Below are 17,682 nucleotides of genomic sequence, written 5' to 3'. Positions count from 1 at the left end.
ATGAGGCCCACGCGCGGATCGTGATGAGACAGCTTACCTGGGGATTAAACGCATGACGCTCAAGGTTGCCATCAACGGCTTTGGACGCATCGGCCGCAACGTGTTGCGCGCCATCATCGAGTCCGGCCGCACCGATATCGAGGTCGTCGCCATCAATGATCTCGGCCCGGTCGAGACCAATGCGCATCTGTTCCGCTTCGACAGCGTGCATGGCCGCTTCAACGGCACGGTGACGGTCGACGGCGACACGATCAATGTCGGTCGCGGCCCGATCAAGGTGACCGCCGTCCGCAACCCGGCCGAACTGCCGCACACCGCGCTCGGCGTGGACATCGCGCTCGAATGCACCGGCATCTTCACCGCCCGCGACAAGGCCGCCGCCCATCTCGCGGCCGGCGCCAAGCGCGTGCTGGTCTCCGCCCCGGCGGAAGGCGCCGACCTCACGGTCGTGTACGGCGTCAACCACGACAAGCTGACCAAGGATCACCTTGTCGTCTCCAACGCCTCCTGCACCACCAACTGCCTCGCGCCGGTGGCCAAGGCGCTGAACGACGCCGTCGGCATCGACCACGGCTTCATGACAACGATCCACTCCTACACCGGCGACCAGCCGACGCTGGACACCATGCACAAGGATCTCTACCGCGCCCGCGCTGCGGCGCTGTCGATGATCCCGACCACGACCGGCGCCGCCAAGGCCGTCGGCCTGGTGCTGCCGGAACTCGCCGGCCGTCTCGACGGCACCTCGATCCGCGTCCCGACCCCGAATGTCTCGGTGGTCGACTTCAAGTTCGTCGCCAAGAAGAAGGTGACGAAGGAGGAGATCAACGAGGCGATCAAGGCTGCTGCCGCTGGCCCGCTCAAGGGCATTCTCGGCACCACCGACCAGCCCAACGTCTCCACCGACTTCAACCACGATCCCCATTCCTCGATCTTCCATCTCGACCAGACCAAGGTTCTGGAAGGCAATTTCGTCCGGGTTCTGTCCTGGTACGATAATGAATGGGGTTTCTCGAACCGCATGTCCGACACGGCGGTCGCCCTCGGAAAGCTGATCTGACCAGCCGGCCCGGCCGGGCCTCCCGCCAAGGAGGTCCGGCCGTTTCGCAGTTAAGATCAACAATCCCAGGGAGAAGACCATGAGCGAGGCTTCCGCCTTTCGCACCCTCGACGACGCCGACGTCGCCGGTAAGCGCGTTCTCGTGCGCGTCGATCTGAACGTGCCGGTCGACAATGGCCGCGTCACCGACGATACCCGCATCCAGGCCGTGCTGCCCACCATCCGCGAAATCGCCGACAAGGGCGGCAAGGTCATCCTGCTCGCCCATTTCGGCCGCCCCAAGGGCGAGGACCCGGCCCTGTCGCTGGCCCCCATCGCCGCGGAAGTGGCGAGCCGGCTCGGCAGGCCCGTCGCTTTCGCCCCGGCCACCATCGGCCCGGTGGCGGAGGAAGCGGTCGCCAAGCTGCAGAACGGTGACGTGCTGCTGCTGGAGAACACCCGCTTCGACAAGCGGGAAGAGAAGAACGATCCCGACTTCGTGGCGGCGCTGGCTGGCCTCGGCGATGTCTATGTCAACGACGCCTTCGCCACGGCCCACCGTGCCCACGCCTCCACCGAAGGTCTCGCCCACAAGCTGCCGGCTTTCGCCGGGCGCTGCATGCAGGAAGAGATCGAGGCGCTGGCCAAGGCGCTGGAAAAGCCCGAACGCCCGGTGCTCGCCGTGGTCGGCGGCGCCAAGGTCTCCTCCAAGCTCGACCTGCTGGGCAATCTCGTCGCCAAGGTCGACATTCTGGTGATCGGCGGCGGCATGGCCAACACCTTCCTCGCCGCCCAGGGCAAGGATGTCGGCAAGTCGCTATGCGAGCATGACCTCACCGGCACGGCGCTGGAGATCCTCGACAAGGCCAAGGCCGCCGGCTGCGACATCGTGCTGCCGGTCGACGCCCTCGCCGCCACCGAGTTCAAGGCGCATGCGCCGCACCGCGTCGCCTCCGTCGACGACATTCGGCCGGACGAGATGATGCTCGATGCCGGCCCGGCCTCGGTGGAAAACGTCGTGGCGCGGCTGAAGGACGCGAAGACCATCGTCTGGAACGGTCCGTTCGGCGCCTTCGAGCTGCCGCCCTTCGACACGGCGACGGTGGCGGTGGCACGTGCGGCAGCGGAACTCACCGACGCCGGCGGACTTCTGTCCGTGGCAGGCGGCGGCGACACGGTGGCCGCGCTCAACCATGCCGGGGTGGCCGACCGCTTCACCTATGTGTCGACGGCCGGCGGCGCCTTCCTGGAATGGCTTGAGGGCAAGCCCCTGCCGGGCGTCGAAGCCCTGAGACGTTGAAGGACGCCCGGGCGGCGCGGTCCCGTCATTCGGAATCGCTCCGCCCGGTGCTAATATCCGACCGGTCCGGCCCGCGTTCGCTCCGGCGGCGGTGCCGGCCGGTCAGTTTCGCGCGGGAGAGAGACAATGACTGCAAGCCTCGAAGAGGTCGCGTATAAGCTGGCAGCGGGCGGCAAGGGCCTGCTGGCGGCGGATGAAAGCGCCAGCACCATCAAGAAGCGGTTCGACGCCATCGGCGTGGAATCGACGGAGGAGAACCGGCGCGATTATCGCGAGATGCTGTTCCGCTCCGAGGCGATGACCCAGTACATTTCGGGTGTCATCCTGTTCGACGAGACCATCCGCCAGAAGGCCAAGGACGGCACGCCGCTGGTGTCGCTCATCGAAGCCGCCGGCTCCATCCCCGGCATCAAGGTCGATCTCGGCGCCCATCCGCAGCCGGGCTGCCCGGGAGAGACCATCACCGAGGGGCTCGACGGCCTCGCCGGCCGCTTCAAGGAATATTACGACCTCGGCGCCCGCTTCGCGAAGTGGCGCGCGGTGATAGATATCGGCCAGCACATTCCGAGCTACACCTCGATCCTCGCCAATGCCCAGGCGCTGGCGCGCTATGCGGCGCTGGCCCAGGCCGCCGGCATCGTGCCGATCGTCGAGCCGGAAGTGCTGATGGACGGCGATCACGACATCGACCGCTGCTACGACGTGACCGAGTGGGTGCTGAAGGAAGTGTTCCAGCAGCTCTTCTATGGCCGCGTGAAGCTGGAAGGTACCGTGCTCAAGCCGAACATGGTCATCGCCGGCAAAAAGTCGCAGAAGCAGGCCTCAGTCGAGGAAGTGGCGGCGAAGACCATCCGCTGCCTCAAGAACTGCGTACCCTCGGCGATCCCGAGCGTCGCCTTCCTCTCCGGCGGCCAGTCCGACGAAGAGGCCACCGCCCATCTCGACGCGATGATCCGTCAGGGCGGGCTGCCGTGGAACCTCACCTTCTCCTATGGGCGCGCCCTTCAGGCCGCGCCGCAGAAGGCGTGGTCCGGCAAGCCGGAGAACGTTGCCGCCGGCCAGGCGGCCTTCACCCACCGCGCCCGGATGAACTATCTCGCCGCTCTCGGCCAGTGGACGCCGGAAAGCGAAGAGAAGAAGGCGGCCTGATCTGCCGCATCGCGAGGAAAAACAGGACGCCGCCGCAAGGCGGCGTCTTTGTTTTGCCGGCTTATAGTTCTCACATCAGATTTTCGTCTCACCTTGACCCTGCGCAAGGTGCAACGGCCCCGCCGCTCTAACCTTGCCGCATGGCAGGGGAGAGACGCGCGTGCGACACGATCTCAAGAGCGGCCCACTCGGCAAAACGGGGCTCTCGAACGCGTTCGATCCCAATGGCCTCGCCGCACCCACCGCCCGGCTTGGCGAGTCCGCGCCCGCCCCGGTGAAGCTCGACGTCCGCCATGTCGGCTTCCGCTTCGGCGACAAGCCGGCGCTGCACGACATTTCCTTCTCCATCTATGCCAACCGCGTTACCGCGCTGATCGGCCCCTCCGGCTGCGGAAAGTCCACCTTGCTGCGGGTGTTCAACCGCATGGCGGACCTTTACGAGGATCAGCATGTGGAGGGGCAGGTTCTTCTCGACGGCGAGGATATTCTCGCCCCCGAGGTCGACGTTCTGACGCTGCGCCGGCGCATAGGCATGGTGACGCAGAAGCCCTCGCCTTTTCCGATGTCGATCTACGACAATGTCGCGATCGGCCTGCGCCTCAATGAGGAACTGACCAAGGTTCAGCTCGACCAGCGGGTCGAGGACGCGCTGCGCCGCGCGGCCCTTTGGGAGGAGGTGAGCGGCCTTCTCGACCATTCCGCGCTCAGCCTGTCCGGCGGCCAGCAGCAGCGCCTGTGCCTTGCCCGCACCATGGCGGTCCACCCGGAAGTGATCCTGCTGGACGAGCCCTGCTCAGCGCTCGACCCGATCTCGACCGCCCGTATCGAGGAAACGATCGAGGAGCTCAAGAGCGTGAGCACCCTTGTCATCGTCACCCATAATCTCCAGCAGGCGGCGCGCATTGCCGACTACACGGCGTTTCTCTATCTCGGCGAACTGATCGAGTTCGGCTCCAGCGCCCAGATGTTCTCCGCCCCGCGCGAGGCGCGCACCCTCGCCTATATTTCCGGCCGGATGGGCTGAGCGAGCCTCAAGGCCCTGAACGCAAAAAAATCCCCGGCGCTGGGCCGGGGATGATGTCGTTTGGAACTGAGCCAGAAGGCTCAGCGGCGGCCGCCGAAGCCCCCGCCAAACCCGCCGCCGAAGCCGCCGTGGAATCCACCGCCATAGCCGCCGCCAAAGCCGCCGCCATAGCCACCGAAATGGTCGCCGCCACCGCCGAAACCGTCATAGCCGCCGGCGCGGGCGAAGCTGTCGGCGCGCTGGTCGCCGTAGGACTGGTACTGGCGCTGCTGGTTCAGGCGGTCCATCTGGGCGGCATCGGTGTCGTTCGCCCAGCCGCTGCCGGTCTGGCGCTGCCAGCCATTATTGGCGTCGTACTGGTGAATCGAGCCGTCATGGTCGGTGTAGACATTGCCATTGTTCCACGCCACCGCATTGCCGGTCTTGGCGTTGCCGGCGACGCCGCGGCTGTCGACGCTGACGTGACCGTCATTATCGACCACGCCCGTCTCGGAGGCATGGCCGATGCCGGTCGTCGGGTTGTAGCCCGCCGATTCGCGCCCGGCGACCGCATTGCCGGTATAGGCATTGCCCGCAACGCCGGCGCGCGCCTCGCCATGGGCGCCGGTATAGGGATTGAAGAAGGCGGCCGAGCGCCCGGCGGCGTAATTGCCGGTCCAGGGGTTGAAGGCGGCGGCGGAGCGGCCGGCGAAGTCGGTGCCCCAGCCGGTCACGCCATGCACGGCGTTGGCGCCCCAGGCGGTGCCATAGGGGCCGACACCCCAGGCATGGTTCCAGGTCGCCGCGCCGCCCCAGGCGCCATAGATGTTGGTGCGGGCGATGTCGACGCCGGCCCAGGGGCCGTACCACGGGCCGGGCCGCCAATAGGGGCCCCACCAGGGATACATCGCGCCCCAGCCGAAGGCGGCGTCGTAACCGAAGCCAAAGCCCATGGTCCAGGCGAAGGCGGCGTCATAGCCATAGGTGGCCGGGCAGCCATACCAGTAGGTGCCGATATAGCCGACGCAATTATAGCCCGTGCCATAGACCACCGTGCCGCCGGGCTCGATCACCACGCCCATATAGCCGGGCGTGTAGCCCACCGTGACCACATCGGCGGTCGAGGCGTAGACGCGGACATAGGTCACATAGTGCAGCGGCGAGGACACCGGGATGGTGTAGATCGCGTCCGGCACCACATCCGCCACCACCCAGGGGCCGCTCGGCGTCGCCGAGACGAACCATGCGCCCTGGAACAGCGCGTAATAGCGGCCGGGATCGAGCTGGATCACCGGCGTACGGGTGTTCTCGGCATAGGAAAGGATGGTGCCCTTGATCGGCTGGAACTTGGGCTGCCCGCCATCATACTGGACGGTGAGCTGGGTATCGCGCTTGATCGAGGCGGTCTGGGGCACGGTGGCGGCGATCGCCGCTTCCTTGGCCTGCGGCGTACCGGGCACGGAAACCAGCGCATTCGCCGCCGGATCCGTGGTGGAAATCTTGGCGAAGCTGGCCGGCAGGCTGGTGCCGGGCACGAAGCTCCACGGCCCGTTGAAGCCGGCGGCGCGGAACCAGCGGCCGGAGATCAGCACATAATACTGGTTGCTGTCGGGATCGAGGATGATCGCGTGGTCGGCATTTCCCACGCGCAACAGCGACGTGCCGCCCACCGGGGTCATCTGCGGCGCACCGGCGGTGATGATCAGCTCGGCGGGCGTGGTGGAGACGATGATGGCAGGCGGGGTCGCCGGCTTCTGGCCATTGGCCGGCAGCATGGTCTGCGCCGGCTCCTCATAGGTGGCGGTGCTGCCGGCGGCCTCCAGCGCGGGGTCCGGCTGCGCGGTCACCGTCCACGGCCCCTCGACCGACGGCGCCTGATACCAGGTGCCCGAGGCCTGCAGGTGATAGAGCCCGGCGCTGTCGACCAGCATCAGCGGCTGGGTGTTGACGATGCGCTGGAAGCCCGGCACGCCGTTGACCGGCCGCGGCACCGGCTGCCCCGCGACGAGCACGAGCAGGGTCGGCTTGTCGGCGAAGATGATGCGCGGCGGGGTGTTCTGCACCGGCTGCGTCATCTCCTTGTCCAGCTGCTTGGTCGCGGCATAGCTGGTCATCAGCTGATCGAGGGCGAAGGTCAGGCCCTGCGGCGAGATGCGCGACTGCAGCGCGTTCAGCAGAACCGCGTTCTGCGAGGCGTCGGTCGGCACATCGACCGAGGTGATGCGGATATTGCTCAGCTGCGCGAGCTTGGACGGCTTGTCGATTGCCACCCGCGCCGTGAACCGGGCGAGGCCATAGGTCGGGCCGGCAGCGGGCGTGGTGGACGAGCCCGCTGCGCTGGCGGCGTTCGCGTCAGGCTTCGGCCCGATGGCGACGGCGGCGCGGCCGGAGATCTGGTCGCCGTTCCATTGTTCGATCAGCGGCTGGTAGACCTGCATCAGCTTGTCGCCGAGGTCGAAGCTGCGCGGCCAGGCCAGCGCGGCCGGAAGTGCCGATGGCGCGGCGGCGGTGCCAGCCTGGGCGGCCGGCGGCGCCGGCTGCTGCGCCAGGGCGGGTGAAAGGCTCGCCGCGAGCGCCGCGGCAATCAAAGCGAGAGACTGGGAATGAAGGCGCATGTTTCCCCCAAACGGGCGGCGGCGATCCGGCGACGGGCCGGTCGGCTTGCTGCGGTAGAGCATTAGCACCGCTGATTCGTAACGATAAGACGCCGCCCGAACACGAAAGCGACGACACAGAGATCGCCGTTAAAATGTTACCGCATTAAGGCGAAGGCACCAGCTTGCCGCGATCAGGGCGGCGTACTGGACCGCAAAGGGCCCTCCGCGCTAGAGAAAGCGCCGCGTGCCGTGCTTTCGCCGCCATCCTCGCCGATGGCTTCCCCCAATGGCTCGTCACAAGACTGTTTCAATGGCTCGCTCCTCCACCCGCCCCGCCTCCGAACCGCCGCGCCCGGCGCCCCGCCTCTATGTGCTTGCCCCCGCCGCCGACGCCGCCGGCATCGCGGCGCAGGCTGAGGCGCTGCGCCAGGCGGCCGCCGAGGTCGACATCGCCGCCGTTCTGCTCCGCCCGGCTGCCGGTGCCGCCGCGACCGCCCTCGCGCCGCTGCTGGACGCCTGCCAGGCGATCGGCGCGGCGGGCCTTGTCGATGGCGCGGCCGCCCTCGTCGCCACGCTGGGGGCCGATGGCGCGCATGTCGACGCTGTCCCCGCGCTGAAGGCCGCCGTCGCCGCGCTTCGGCCCGACGGGATCGTCGGTGCCGGCGGGCTGCGCAGCAAGCACGACGCCATGACGGCGGCGGAGAGCGGCGCGGATTACGTGATGTTCGGCGAGCCCGACGCGGAAGGCCGCCGCCCGCCCTTCGAGGCGACGCTGGAGCGCACCGAATGGTGGGCGCAGCTGTTCGAGCCGCCCTGCGTCGCCTATGCGCGCACGCTGGAAGAGGTCGAGGTGCTGGTCGGCGCCGGTGCCGATTTCATCGCCGTCGATACGCTGCTCCTTGAGGCGCCCGTCGAGGGTGCCCGCGCGCTGGCGGCCCGCCTTGTCCTCCCCGCAGAGGCGTCCTGATGCGGCGGGCGTGCGGCAGCGAGCGGGGGCGGAGCACGGCGGTCATGGCCGGCCTGCTCCTCGCCCATCTCGCGGGCGCCGGCGCGGCGCTGGCGCAGTCGCCGGCGGCGCCTAAGCCGACAGCGCCGCAGCCCGCCGCGCCCAACCCCCTCGCCACCCCGCTTGGCGCGCCCCTCGGCACCTCCAGCACGGCAGCACCGCTCGGCACCGACCGGGATCCCGCCTACACCGCCTATCAGCGCGGGCGCTACCGCACGGCACTGGATCTCGCCGTCAGCCGGGCCAATGCGCAGGGCGACGCCGCGGCGATGGTACTGGCCGGTGAGTTGCTGTCCCAAGGCTATGGCGTGCGCCAGGACCCCACGGCCGCGCGCAAATGGTACGAGGCTGCCGCCGCCAAGGGCAATCCCGACGCGCTGTTCACCCTCGGGGCCCTGCTCATGGCCTCCCCCACGGTCACCACCAAGGACCAGGCGGTGGAGTTCTTCCGCCAGGCCGCCGAGAATGGCAGCGCCCGCGCCGCCTATAATCTCGGGCTTGTCTATCTCCAGGGTGAGGTGGCGCCGAAGGAACCGGCCATCGCCGCCGAATGGTTCAAGCGCGGCGCCGAACGCGACCAGCCGGACGCGCTCTACGCGCTGGCGACGCTCTACCGCGACGGCAATGGCGTGCCGCGCGATCCCATCGAATCCGCCCGCCTGCTGCAGCGCGCCAGCGAGATCGGCAATGATGTCGCCACCACTGAACTCGCCATCGCCGTTTTCAACGGCGTCGGGGTGCCGAAGGACGAGGAGCGCGCCGCCGCACTCTTCCGCAAGGCGGCATTGCAGGGCAACGCCATCGCTCAGAACCGCTATGCGCGCATCCTCTCCGCCGGGCGCGGCGTTCCCAAGGATGTGATCGCCGCCGCCGGCTGGCACCTCGTCGCCAGGGCGCAGAAACTTGACGATCCGATGCTCGACAAGCTGTTGGCGAGCCTTACTCCTGAACAGCGCGCGCAGGCGCAGGCGCGGATCAAGCCTTGGACGCCACCGCCGGCCTATTAGCGCAACCGCCCGCCCGACCGGCAAAGCCGGGCGGCACGTTCCCGCCTTGCTCATGCCGCCGGGCACCGTTACTCATCGGGACGCTTCGCCGTTGGGAGCCGGCGGCGCGCCGTCGACGACAGCTTCTGGGGATTTCGTTTGCTCATCGCTCGTCCAGTGCCCTCGCGGGCCATGCCGCGTCTTCTCTCCCGCCGGCCGGACCTCGTCCGGGCGTTCGCGGTGGTGGCGGCAGTGCTGGTGGCGATGCTCACGCTGGGGGCGGCGCCCGCCCGCGCGCTGGAGGCGGTGGCGATCCGGCTGGATGCCCCGGTGATCGATCTCGTCCCTGCCATTGAGCGGCGCACCAGCGACAATGACCGGCTGCAGGTATCCACCGTGCCCGGCGCCGACGGCATCGTCCGCCGCATCGAGGTGCGCTCGGTGGTGCCGGGACCGCATGGCAGCAAATGGGCGGTCTTCGCCCTCGCCAACAACACCGACGAGCAGGTCGACCGGCTGATCGTCGCCCCGCATTACCGCATGGTCGGTTCGGGCGTGCTGTGGCCGGATCTCGGCAATCGCCGCATCCTCAACGTCACCACCAGCCAGGGCTTCCGGCCCGAACTGCAGAACGCGCCGGACGCCGATGTGTTCTTTCTCACCCTCGACCCCGGCACCACGGTGACGCTGGTGGCCGAGCTCGGCGATGGCGGGCTGCCGCAGCTCTATCTCTGGGAGCCGGAGGCCTACAAGGACAAGGTCAACAGCTTCACCCTCTACAACGGCATCGTCATCGGCATTGCCGGCCTGCTCGCCCTGTTTCTCACCATCCTGTTCGTGGTGAAGGGCAGCGCCATGTTCCCGGCGGCGGCGGCGCTGGCCTGGGCGGTACTGGGCTATATCGGCCTCGATTTCGGCTTCTGGTCGAAAGTGTTCGGCATCTCGCCGCTGGCGCAGCAATTCTGGCGCGCGGCCGGCGAGGCGATTCTCGCCGCGACGCTGGTGGTGTTCCTGTTCGCCTATCTCAATCTCAACCGCTGGCATGTGCGCTACGCCCATGTCACCGCCGGCTGGCTGGTGTTCCTCGCCGCCATTGTCGGCCTCGCCTTGCTCGACCCCTCCGCCGCGGCCGGCATTGCCCGTCCCTCGCTGCTCGTCGTCTCCTTCATGGGCTTCGGCGTGGTGGTGTGGCTGGCGCTGCATCGCTACGACCGCGCCGTGCTCATCATCCCGACGCTGCTGCTGCTCGTCGTGTGGGTCATCACCGCCGGCATGGCGGTGTCCGGGCGCATCGGCAATGATCTCGTCGCCCCGGCACTCCTCGGCGGGCTGGTGCTGATCGTGATGCTGATCGGCTTCACCGTCATGCAGCACGCCTTTGCCGGCATCGGCTCGGTGGCCGGCAGCGCCCAGGAGCTGGAGCGCCGGGCGCTCGCCGTGGCGGGCTCGGGCGACATCGTCTGGGACTGGGATGTCGACACCGACCGCATCCATGTCAGCCCGGAGGCCGAGCACATGCTGGGCCTCAAGCAGGGCACGCTGGAAACCGAGGCCGCGGGCTGGCTCGACATCATCCACCCGGGCGACCGCGACCGTTTCCGCGCCACGCTGGACGGGCTGCTCGACCAGCGGCGCGGGCGCATCGACCAGGATTTCCGTCTGCGCGCGCATGACGGCCACTATCTCTGGTTCAACCTGCGCGCCCGCCCGGTGGTCGGCACGGATGGCGAGGTGGTGCGTTGCATCGGCACTCTTTCCGATGTCACCGACAGCCGCACCGCCGAGGAGCGGATGCTGCATGATGCGGTGCATGACAACCTGACCGGCCTGCCCAATCGCGAGCTGTTCCTCGACCGCATCGCCGCCGCCAACGGGCTCGCCCGCAGCGACGACCAGATCCGGCCGACGGTCCTGCTGATCGACCTTGACCGCTTCAAGCAGGTGAACGCCACGCTCGGCATGCCGGCGGGCGATTCCATCCTGCTCACCGTTGCCCGCCGCCTGATGCGGCTCGTCAAGCAGCAGGACACGCTGGCCCGCCTCGGCAGCGACCATTTCGCGCTGATCCTGCTGTCCGAACGCGACCCCGAGCGCATCACCGCCTTCGCCGACACGCTGCGCCGCACGCTGCGCGCGCCCATCACCTTCGGCGACCGCGAAATCTTCATCACCGCCTCCATCGGTCTGCTGCTGGCCGACGGCCAGAAGCGCACCCCGGTGGAGACGCTCAAGGACGCGGAACTGGCGATGTATTTCGCCAAGCGCGTCGGCGGCGACCGCATCGAGGTGTTCCGGCCCAACATGCGGACGCAGAAGCTCGACCGGCTGACCATGGAGCAGGACCTGCGCCAGGCGCTGCAGCGCGGCGAAATCAGCGTGCTCTACCAGCCCATCGTCGATCTCGCGACGCGGCGCATCGCCGGTTTCGAATCGATGATGCGCTGGCAGCACCCGACGCTGGGCACGCTGACGCCCGACGATTTCCTCGGCCTCGCCGAGGATTCGGGGCTGATCGTCGATCTCGGCCTGTTCGTGCTCGACACCGCCGCGCGCCAGCTGGGCGTGTGGCAGCGCACGCTGCGCGGCGAGCCGATCTTCATCTGCGTCAACATCTCCTCCCGCCAGATGCTGCGGCACGATTTGCTGCAGGATTTGAAGGCGGTGCTTGCCCGCAATGTCGTCGCGCCCGGCACGCTGAAGCTGGAACTGTCGGAATCGCTGGCGATGGAGAACCCGGAATACACCTCGCAGATCCTCACCCGGATGCGCGAGCTCGACGCCGGCCTCACGCTGGAGGATTTCGGCTCCGGCTATTCGGCGCTGGCCTATCTCCAGCGTTTCCCCTTCGACAGCATCAAGGTCGACCGCACCTTCACCAAGGCGCTGGGCCGCAGCGGCAACAAGGCGCAGCGCCCCATCATCCTGCGCACCATCGTCAACATGGCGCATGATCTCGGCATGGACATCATCGCCCAGGGTGTCGAGACCGAGCAGGTCGCCGCTGCGCTCGGCAAGCTCGGCTGCCGCTATGGCCAGGGACGGTTCTTCGGCGAGGCGATGACCGCCGATGAGGCGCGCAAGCGCCTGCAGCCGGAACAGCCGCCGACCTCGCTGCTGGAGCGCGGCCGCCAGCTCTCCCGCGGTGCGCGCGCGCCCGCCGGCCCGCCGCCGGTTCCCTCGGCCGCCACCCGGCCCGCCAGCGCCGCCGAGGCCGCGCAGCGCGCCGCCCGGCCGGCCGCTCCGGAGGCGACGCCCGCATCGGCGCCCGCTGGTGCCGCCCCTGCGCCCGTGGCCGCGCGTCCCGCCGCTGCAACGACAGCCGCGGCGCCCACACAGACGCCGAATTCCTGACGCCGATCCTTCTGAAAACGCGTGGCGCGGCGAACGGCGCGCACCTCAGGCGTGGCCGGCCTCCGCGGACAGCATGCCCGGATCAATGCCGATCTTGCGCAAAGCGAGATCATATTTCGCGCCGGCCTCGGCCTCGAACACCAGCGCCGGATCGGCCGGGCAATGCAGCCAGCCATTCTGCTGGATCTCGTTCTCCAGCTGTCCCGGCGCCCATCCGGCATAGCCGAGCGCCAGCATGGCGAAGGCCGGCCCGCTGCCGGCCGCCATCGCCCGCAAAATGTCGAGCGTGGCCGTCAGGCAGATGCCGTCGTCGATCGGCAGGGTGGAATCCTGAATGAAGAAATCGGCGCTGTGCAGCACGAAGCCGCGCCCGGTTTCCACCGGGCCGCCGCGCAGCACCTTCACCCCGCCGGCGCTTTGCGGCAGGTGAATGCGCTCATCTTTCGGAATGACATCGAGCTGCACCAGCAGATCGGGAAAGTTCACATGGGCAGCCGGCTGGTTGACGACGATGCCCATCGCTCCTTCCGGGGAATGGGCGCACAGATAGATCACCGACCGCGCGAAACGCTCGTCGCGCATGCCGGGCATGGCGACCAGCATCTGTCCGTCGAGGAAGGTCCCGCCATCGAGGGGGTCGGGCTTCCGGGGGCGCTCGCGTCCGATCCACATAAAGGGAAGCCTAATCCCCGCCGGGGCATTTTCAAGCCCACCCGTTCACCGCTCAGCGGCGGCGGGTGCGGCCTCACACGAAAGTGCGCCCCGAACGACTTCCCCGCGGGGAGAGGAGAGGCTATCGCCAAGACCATGCTGTCTCGTCTGTGTTCCCTCGCTCTGTGCTCGCTTGCGCTCGTGCCCGTCGCGGTGCCGGCGCATGCCGGCGACATGTCCTCCTGGTCGGCACCGGAGGGTACGGCGGCGCGCCTGATCGCGGGCGGAACGCAGGGTGAAGCGCTGCTGGGCGGCGTCGAGATCCGCCTGCCGCCCGGCCTCAAGACCTATTGGCGCTATCCCGGCGACAGCGGCGTGCCGCCGCATTTCGACTGGAGCGGCTCGCAGAATGTCGAGGCGGTCGAGGTGCTGTGGCCGGCCCCGGCGCGGTTCGACGATGGCGGCTCCTACTCCATCGGCTACAAGCATGACGTGGTGCTGCCGCTGCGGATCACGCCGAAGGACCGCGCTCAGCCGGTCGAACTGAAGCTCAATCTCGATTTCGCCGTATGCGGCAAGATCTGCCAGCCGGCCAATGCCGCGCTCGATCTCGCTTTGCCGCCCGGCGGCGCCGGCACTCCTTCCGCCGCGCTGGCCCAGGCCCTCGCCCGCGTGCCGCGCGCGGCTCCCCTCGGCGAAAAGGGCGAGCCCGGCATCGCCACCGCCAAGCTTGAGCGTAGCGCGGAGACGCCTTCCATCCGCATTATCGCCGATGTCGGTAACGCCGCCACCGCCGATCTCTTCGTCGAAGGGCCGAACGACGACTGGGCGCTGCCGCTACCCGTGCGCGAGACCGGCCCGGACGGGCGCACGGTCTTCGTGCTTCCGGTCGATGGCGTGCCGAAGGGCGCGGATATCGCCACCGCAAAGCTTCGCTTCACGCTTGTGGATGGCGACCGGGCGATCCAGGTGGACGCGCCGCTTTCCGCACACTGAACCCGCTTCCCGCTTCGCGGGAAATCGCTATGGTACCGACCGATCGAACCGGACCCTACGGCACGCCGGTTCGGCGCGGCGCTTCGGCGGGTCCGTTCCCACCCCTTCCCGCCCTATGAAAGGACGTTTCCATGACGATCAAGGTTGGCGATCAGCTCCCCAGCGTTACCTTCCGGGTGGCCACCGAAGACGGCCCGGTGCCGAAGAGCACCGACGAGATCTTCAAGAACAAGAAGGTCGTGCTGTTCGCCGTTCCCGGCGCCTTCACGCCCACCTGCCACAAGAACCACCTGCCGAGCTTCATCGCCCGCGCGGAAGAGATTCTCGCCAAGGGCGTCAGCACCATCGCCGTCACTGCCGTGAACGATCCCTTCGTCATGGCGGCGTGGGAAAAGGCCTCCAATGCCGGCGGCAAGATCGTGTTCCTGTCGGATGGCAATGCCGAGTTCGCCAAGGCCATCGGCCTCGACTTCGACGCGGCGGCGGCGGGCCTCGGCGTGCGCTCCAAGCGCTATTCCATGCTGGTCGATGACGGCGAGGTCATGATCCTCAATGTCGAAGACGTGCCGAGCAAGGCCGACAAGACCAACGCCGACGTGCTGCTCACCCAGTTCTGAGCCGTTGAACACGGAATTCCGGCCGGGCACGCCCGCGCCGGAATTTCCCGCGAGGTTGAGACCACCGCCGGTCAGGCGATGATGTCGGGGCAGATCTGGTCCTCGATATAGCCGATGCGGTCGCGCAGCTGCAGCTTGCGCTTCTTGAACCGCGCCAGCTGGAGCTGATCGCTCCCCGGCATGTCCTGCAACGCCTGGATCGCGACATCCAGATCACGATGCTCCTGCCGCAAGCGCTCGAGAACAGCCAGGAGCTCGCGTTCCTCTTCCGCCGTCATTTGTGTCAAACGCCCGACCCGAACCCGACTCATCCCCGGCACGGCCGAGGTCGGGCAGGAGTATCGCCGCCCCTGCGGCCGGCCGCAACCGCCGGCTCCCGACACTGTGAGCGACGGCGCTGCGGTGCAGCACATCCTTTCATCGACAGCCCTGATCTCTCGTGACAGACTGATGACGTTCGCATCGGAAGACAGGAGATACTGTCCATGACCATGCAGTCGCATGTTGCCGAGTTGGAACGTCGCCATCAGGCACTTGAAAAGCAATTGCGGGAAGAGATTACGCGTCCCGCGACCGACGCTACCCGCATCGCTGATCTCAAGCGGCGCAAGCTCATCCTCAAGGACGAAATCGCCCGCTGCAAGGGCGGAACGGTACACTAGGACCCTCGCTCCACCCGTCGACGACGAGAACACCGCAGACCGCCGTTCCGGGCCGCGCGCCTGAAAGCGGCGTACGCGTCGCTTGCGGCCATGCCAGCCATGTCGCCTCGGCGCCGGGTTATCGTCCCGGCGCAGTCCCTTCATTGACATGACAACGCGGTCGCCGGCTTTGCCGTCGGCGATCCGCGCATGTGCCTGTGCGGACCGACCCGGGCAGACGCACGTCCTTCATGCCCTCGACGAAGGGCGTAAGCATTTCAGCGTCTTGCCAGACGCGCGCGAAAGGCGAAATCTCACAGCAACAAAAACCTGCTCGACAGGAATCTGCTCTGGGAGACGCCCGCATGTCCGCTGCCGCCAGCCGCTATCCGTCCCTGCATGCCCGTTCCATCGCGGACCCCGAGGGCTTCTGGCGCGAGGCCGCCCGTGCCATCGACTGGATAGAGGAAGGCGCGCGCGTCTTCGATCCCGCGCTCGGCATTTACGGCCGCTGGTTTCCCGGCTGGACCACCAATGTGTGCCACAATGCGGTCGACCGTCATGCGGAAGGCGGGCGCGGCGGCCAGCCGGCTATTTTCTACGACAGCCCGGTGGCCGGCGCGCAGCGCAGCGTGACCTATGCCGAGCTGAAGGACGAGGTGAGCCTGCTCGCGGGCGTGCTGCGCGAACTCGGCGTCGGCAAGGGCGACCGCGTCGTCATCTACATGCCGATGATCCCGGAAGCGGTGTTCGCCATGCTGGCCTGCGCCCGCATCGGCGCGGTGCATTCGGTGGTGTTCGGCGGTTTCGCCGCCGCCGAGCTCGCCAGCCGCATCGAGGACGCGCAGCCCAAGGTCGTACTGTCCGCCTCCTGCGGCATCGAGCCCTCGCGGCTGGTGCAGTACAAGCCGCTGCTCGACCTCGCCCTCACCATGGCGAAGCATCGGCCGGAGGCCTGCCTCATCTTCCAGCGGCCGCAGGTCGAGGCCAAGCTGGTCGCCGGCCGCGATCATGACTGGGCGACGCGGTGCGCGCAGGCGCGCGCTGCCGGCACGCGGGCGGACTGCGTGCCTGTCGAGGCGACCGACCCGCTCTACATCCTCTACACGTCAGGCACGACCGGCAAGCCGAAGGGCGTGGTGCGCGACAGCGGCGGCTATATGGTGGCGCTGCGCTGGTCGATGGAAGGGCTTTATGATGTGCGGCCGGGCGAGGTCTATTGGTCGGCCTCGGATATTGGCTGGGTGGTCGGCCATTCCTACATCATCTATGCCCCGCTGCTCACCGGCTGCACCACCGTGCTTTATGAGGGCAAGCCGGTCGGCACCCCGGACGCCGGCGCCTTCTGGCGGGTGATCGAGCAATACAAGGTGGCGGCGCTGTTCACCGCCCCCACCGCCCTGCGTGCGATCAAGAAGGAAGACCCGAAAGGCCGGCTGATGGGCGCTTATGACCGCTCCAGCCTGCGCACCCTGTTCCTCGCAGGCGAACGCGCCGACCCCGATACGGTGGAATGGGCCAAGGCCCGGCTCGGTGTTCCCGTGGTCGACCACTGGTGGCAGACGGAGAGGGGCTGGGCGATCGCCGGCAATCCCGTCGGCCTCGGCGCCCTGCCGATACGCGTCGGCTCCACCGGCGTGCCGATGCCGGGCTATCAGGTGGATATTCTCGACGAAGGCGGACACCCGGTCGGGCCCGACCGCATGGGCTCCATTGCCATCAAGCTGCCGCTGCCGCCCGGCTGCCTGCCGACGCTGTGGCGGCAGGACGAGCGCTTCCGCGAGAGCTATCTCGTCGACTTCCCCGGCTATTACAAGACGGCGGATGCCGGCTTCACCGATGCCAATGGCCAACTCTTCATCATGGGCCGCACCGACGACATCATCAATGTCGCCGGCCACCGCCTCTCCACCGGCGGCATGGAGGAAGTGCTGGCGGCCCATGCCGATGTCGCGGAATGCGCGGTGATCGGCATTCATGATGAGCTGAAGGGCGAAGTGCCCTGCGGCTTCGTGGTGCTGAAGGCGGGGGTGGCCCGTTCGCCGGCCGATATCGAGGCCGAGATCGTGGCGCTGGTGCGCGAGCGCATCGGCCCGGTGGCGGCGTTCCGCCTCGCCATCACCGTCAACCGGCTGCCGAAGACGCGCTCGGGCAAGATCCTGCGCGGCACGATGAAGAAGATCGCCGACGCCGAGCCGTGGAACATGCCCGCCACCATCGACGATCCCGCCGCGCTGGACGAAATCGCCGCCGCGCTCGGCGCACGCGGCCTCGCCAAGGTGACGGCCGCGTGAGTCTCAACGACGCATGAAAAAGCCCGGGGCGGTAACGCTCCGGGCTTTTCTC

Annotated in this window: 14 protein-coding genes; 11 read left to right on the top strand and 3 right to left on the bottom strand. The window is 68.1% G+C overall.

Features of this window, described 5'->3' with window-relative positions; genetic code table 11:
* The first annotated feature begins 52 nt into the window (after positions 1 to 52).
* The 4 genes from gap (at position 53) to pstB (ending at position 4,512) form a co-directional block, all read left to right on the top strand.
* Positions 53 to 1,060, top strand: coding sequence for a type I glyceraldehyde-3-phosphate dehydrogenase (gap, locus tag J2S75_RS14755; RefSeq protein ID WP_307020724.1), 1,008 nt, complete (start codon positions 53 to 55; stop codon positions 1,058 to 1,060).
* 79 nt (positions 1,061 to 1,139) lie between these two features.
* The gene (locus J2S75_RS14750; RefSeq protein WP_307020722.1) at positions 1,140 to 2,339 is read left to right on the top strand and encodes a phosphoglycerate kinase; all 1,200 of its coding nucleotides are present in this window, start codon (positions 1,140 to 1,142) and stop codon (positions 2,337 to 2,339) included.
* A 126-nt stretch (positions 2,340 to 2,465) separates the two neighbouring features.
* Entirely contained in the window at positions 2,466 to 3,488 is a 1,023-nt protein-coding gene (locus J2S75_RS14745) for a class I fructose-bisphosphate aldolase (protein ID WP_307020720.1), read from the top strand.
* A 274-nt stretch (positions 3,489 to 3,762) separates the two neighbouring features.
* Entirely contained in the window at positions 3,763 to 4,512 is a 750-nt protein-coding gene (pstB, locus tag J2S75_RS14740; RefSeq protein ID WP_307021311.1) for a phosphate ABC transporter ATP-binding protein PstB, read from the top strand.
* An 80-nt stretch (positions 4,513 to 4,592) separates the two neighbouring features.
* Here pstB and J2S75_RS14735 read toward each other — a convergent pair whose 3' ends face one another.
* Positions 4,593 to 7,106, bottom strand: a complete 2,514-nt coding sequence (locus tag J2S75_RS14735; protein ID WP_307020718.1) for a carbohydrate-binding family V/XII — start codon at positions 7,104 to 7,106, stop codon at positions 4,593 to 4,595.
* Positions 7,107 to 7,398: 292 nt separating this feature from the next.
* Here J2S75_RS14735 and J2S75_RS14730 point away from each other — a divergent pair, with 292 nt between their 5' ends.
* The 3 genes from J2S75_RS14730 to J2S75_RS14720 all read left to right on the top strand — a co-directional run bounded on the left by J2S75_RS14730 (position 7,399) and on the right by J2S75_RS14720 (position 12,431).
* Positions 7,399 to 8,055 (top strand): thiamine phosphate synthase, encoded by a 657-nt coding sequence (locus J2S75_RS14730; RefSeq protein ID WP_307020716.1) that lies wholly within the window; start codon positions 7,399 to 7,401, stop codon positions 8,053 to 8,055.
* Between the two features lie 44 nt (positions 8,056 to 8,099).
* Positions 8,100 to 9,101 (top strand): tetratricopeptide repeat protein, encoded by a 1,002-nt coding sequence (locus J2S75_RS14725; RefSeq protein WP_307020714.1) that lies wholly within the window; start codon positions 8,100 to 8,102, stop codon positions 9,099 to 9,101.
* A 171-nt stretch (positions 9,102 to 9,272) separates the two neighbouring features.
* Positions 9,273 to 12,431 (top strand): EAL domain-containing protein, encoded by a 3,159-nt coding sequence (locus tag J2S75_RS14720; RefSeq protein WP_307020712.1) that lies wholly within the window; start codon positions 9,273 to 9,275, stop codon positions 12,429 to 12,431.
* A gap of 45 nt (positions 12,432 to 12,476) precedes the next feature.
* Here J2S75_RS14720 and J2S75_RS14715 read toward each other — a convergent pair whose 3' ends face one another.
* Complete coding sequence (locus J2S75_RS14715) at positions 12,477 to 13,103, bottom strand: YqgE/AlgH family protein (protein WP_244450608.1); 627 nt, start codon at positions 13,101 to 13,103, stop codon at positions 12,477 to 12,479.
* A 135-nt stretch (positions 13,104 to 13,238) separates the two neighbouring features.
* Here J2S75_RS14715 and J2S75_RS14710 point away from each other — a divergent pair, with 135 nt between their 5' ends.
* Both J2S75_RS14710 and J2S75_RS14705 read left to right on the top strand, forming a co-directional pair.
* On the top strand, positions 13,239 to 14,078 hold the full coding sequence (locus tag J2S75_RS14710) for a protein-disulfide reductase DsbD domain-containing protein (protein WP_307020710.1): 840 nt from the start codon (positions 13,239 to 13,241) through the stop codon (positions 14,076 to 14,078).
* A gap of 131 nt (positions 14,079 to 14,209) precedes the next feature.
* Positions 14,210 to 14,695, top strand: a complete 486-nt coding sequence (locus J2S75_RS14705) for a peroxiredoxin (protein ID WP_244450606.1) — start codon at positions 14,210 to 14,212, stop codon at positions 14,693 to 14,695.
* A gap of 71 nt (positions 14,696 to 14,766) precedes the next feature.
* Here J2S75_RS14705 and J2S75_RS14700 read toward each other — a convergent pair whose 3' ends face one another.
* Entirely contained in the window at positions 14,767 to 14,973 is a 207-nt protein-coding gene (locus J2S75_RS14700) for a YdcH family protein (protein WP_244450605.1), read from the bottom strand.
* Positions 14,974 to 15,180: 207 nt separating this feature from the next.
* On the opposite strand from J2S75_RS14700, the gene J2S75_RS14695 reads away from it, so the two are divergent.
* On the top strand, positions 15,181 to 15,357 hold the full coding sequence (locus tag J2S75_RS14695; protein ID WP_307020707.1) for a YdcH family protein: 177 nt from the start codon (positions 15,181 to 15,183) through the stop codon (positions 15,355 to 15,357).
* Positions 15,358 to 15,701: 344 nt separating this feature from the next.
* A complete protein-coding gene (locus J2S75_RS14690) occupies positions 15,702 to 17,630 on the top strand; it encodes a propionyl-CoA synthetase (RefSeq protein ID WP_307020705.1) in 1,929 nt (642 codons plus the stop codon).
* Positions 17,631 to 17,682: the final 52 nt, after the last annotated feature.

Origin of the sequence: Ancylobacter polymorphus, assembly GCF_030813495.1 — a bacterium.
Lineage (GTDB): Bacteria > Pseudomonadota > Alphaproteobacteria > Rhizobiales > Xanthobacteraceae > Ancylobacter > Ancylobacter polymorphus.
Note: the sequence above shows the minus strand (reverse complement) of the source record. Positions and strands in the feature narration are given on the sequence as shown.

What these genes read in the sequence shown, in the direction of transcription:
- J2S75_RS14715 (WP_244450608.1), bottom strand. Translation starts at nt 13,103, where the DNA reads ATGTGGATCGGACGCGAGCGCCCCCGGAAGCCCGACCCCCTCGATGGC.
- J2S75_RS14750 (WP_307020722.1), top strand. Translation starts at nt 1,140, where the DNA reads ATGAGCGAGGCTTCCGCCTTTCGCACCCTCGACGACGCCGACGTCGCC.
- J2S75_RS14700 (WP_244450605.1), bottom strand. Translation starts at nt 14,973, where the DNA reads ATGACGGCGGAAGAGGAACGCGAGCTCCTGGCTGTTCTCGAGCGCTTG.
- J2S75_RS14710 (WP_307020710.1), top strand. Translation starts at nt 13,239, where the DNA reads ATGCTGTCTCGTCTGTGTTCCCTCGCTCTGTGCTCGCTTGCGCTCGTG.
- J2S75_RS14705 (WP_244450606.1), top strand. Translation starts at nt 14,210, where the DNA reads ATGACGATCAAGGTTGGCGATCAGCTCCCCAGCGTTACCTTCCGGGTG.
- J2S75_RS14735 (WP_307020718.1), bottom strand. Translation starts at nt 7,106, where the DNA reads ATGCGCCTTCATTCCCAGTCTCTCGCTTTGATTGCCGCGGCGCTCGCG.
- J2S75_RS14720 (WP_307020712.1), top strand. Translation starts at nt 9,273, where the DNA reads ATGCCGCGTCTTCTCTCCCGCCGGCCGGACCTCGTCCGGGCGTTCGCG.
- J2S75_RS14730 (WP_307020716.1), top strand. Translation starts at nt 7,399, where the DNA reads ATGGCTCGCTCCTCCACCCGCCCCGCCTCCGAACCGCCGCGCCCGGCG.
- J2S75_RS14745 (WP_307020720.1), top strand. Translation starts at nt 2,466, where the DNA reads ATGACTGCAAGCCTCGAAGAGGTCGCGTATAAGCTGGCAGCGGGCGGC.
- gap (WP_307020724.1), top strand. Translation starts at nt 53, where the DNA reads ATGACGCTCAAGGTTGCCATCAACGGCTTTGGACGCATCGGCCGCAAC.
- J2S75_RS14695 (WP_307020707.1), top strand. Translation starts at nt 15,181, where the DNA reads ATGACCATGCAGTCGCATGTTGCCGAGTTGGAACGTCGCCATCAGGCA.
- J2S75_RS14690 (WP_307020705.1), top strand. Translation starts at nt 15,702, where the DNA reads ATGTCCGCTGCCGCCAGCCGCTATCCGTCCCTGCATGCCCGTTCCATC.
- J2S75_RS14725 (WP_307020714.1), top strand. Translation starts at nt 8,100, where the DNA reads ATGGCCGGCCTGCTCCTCGCCCATCTCGCGGGCGCCGGCGCGGCGCTG.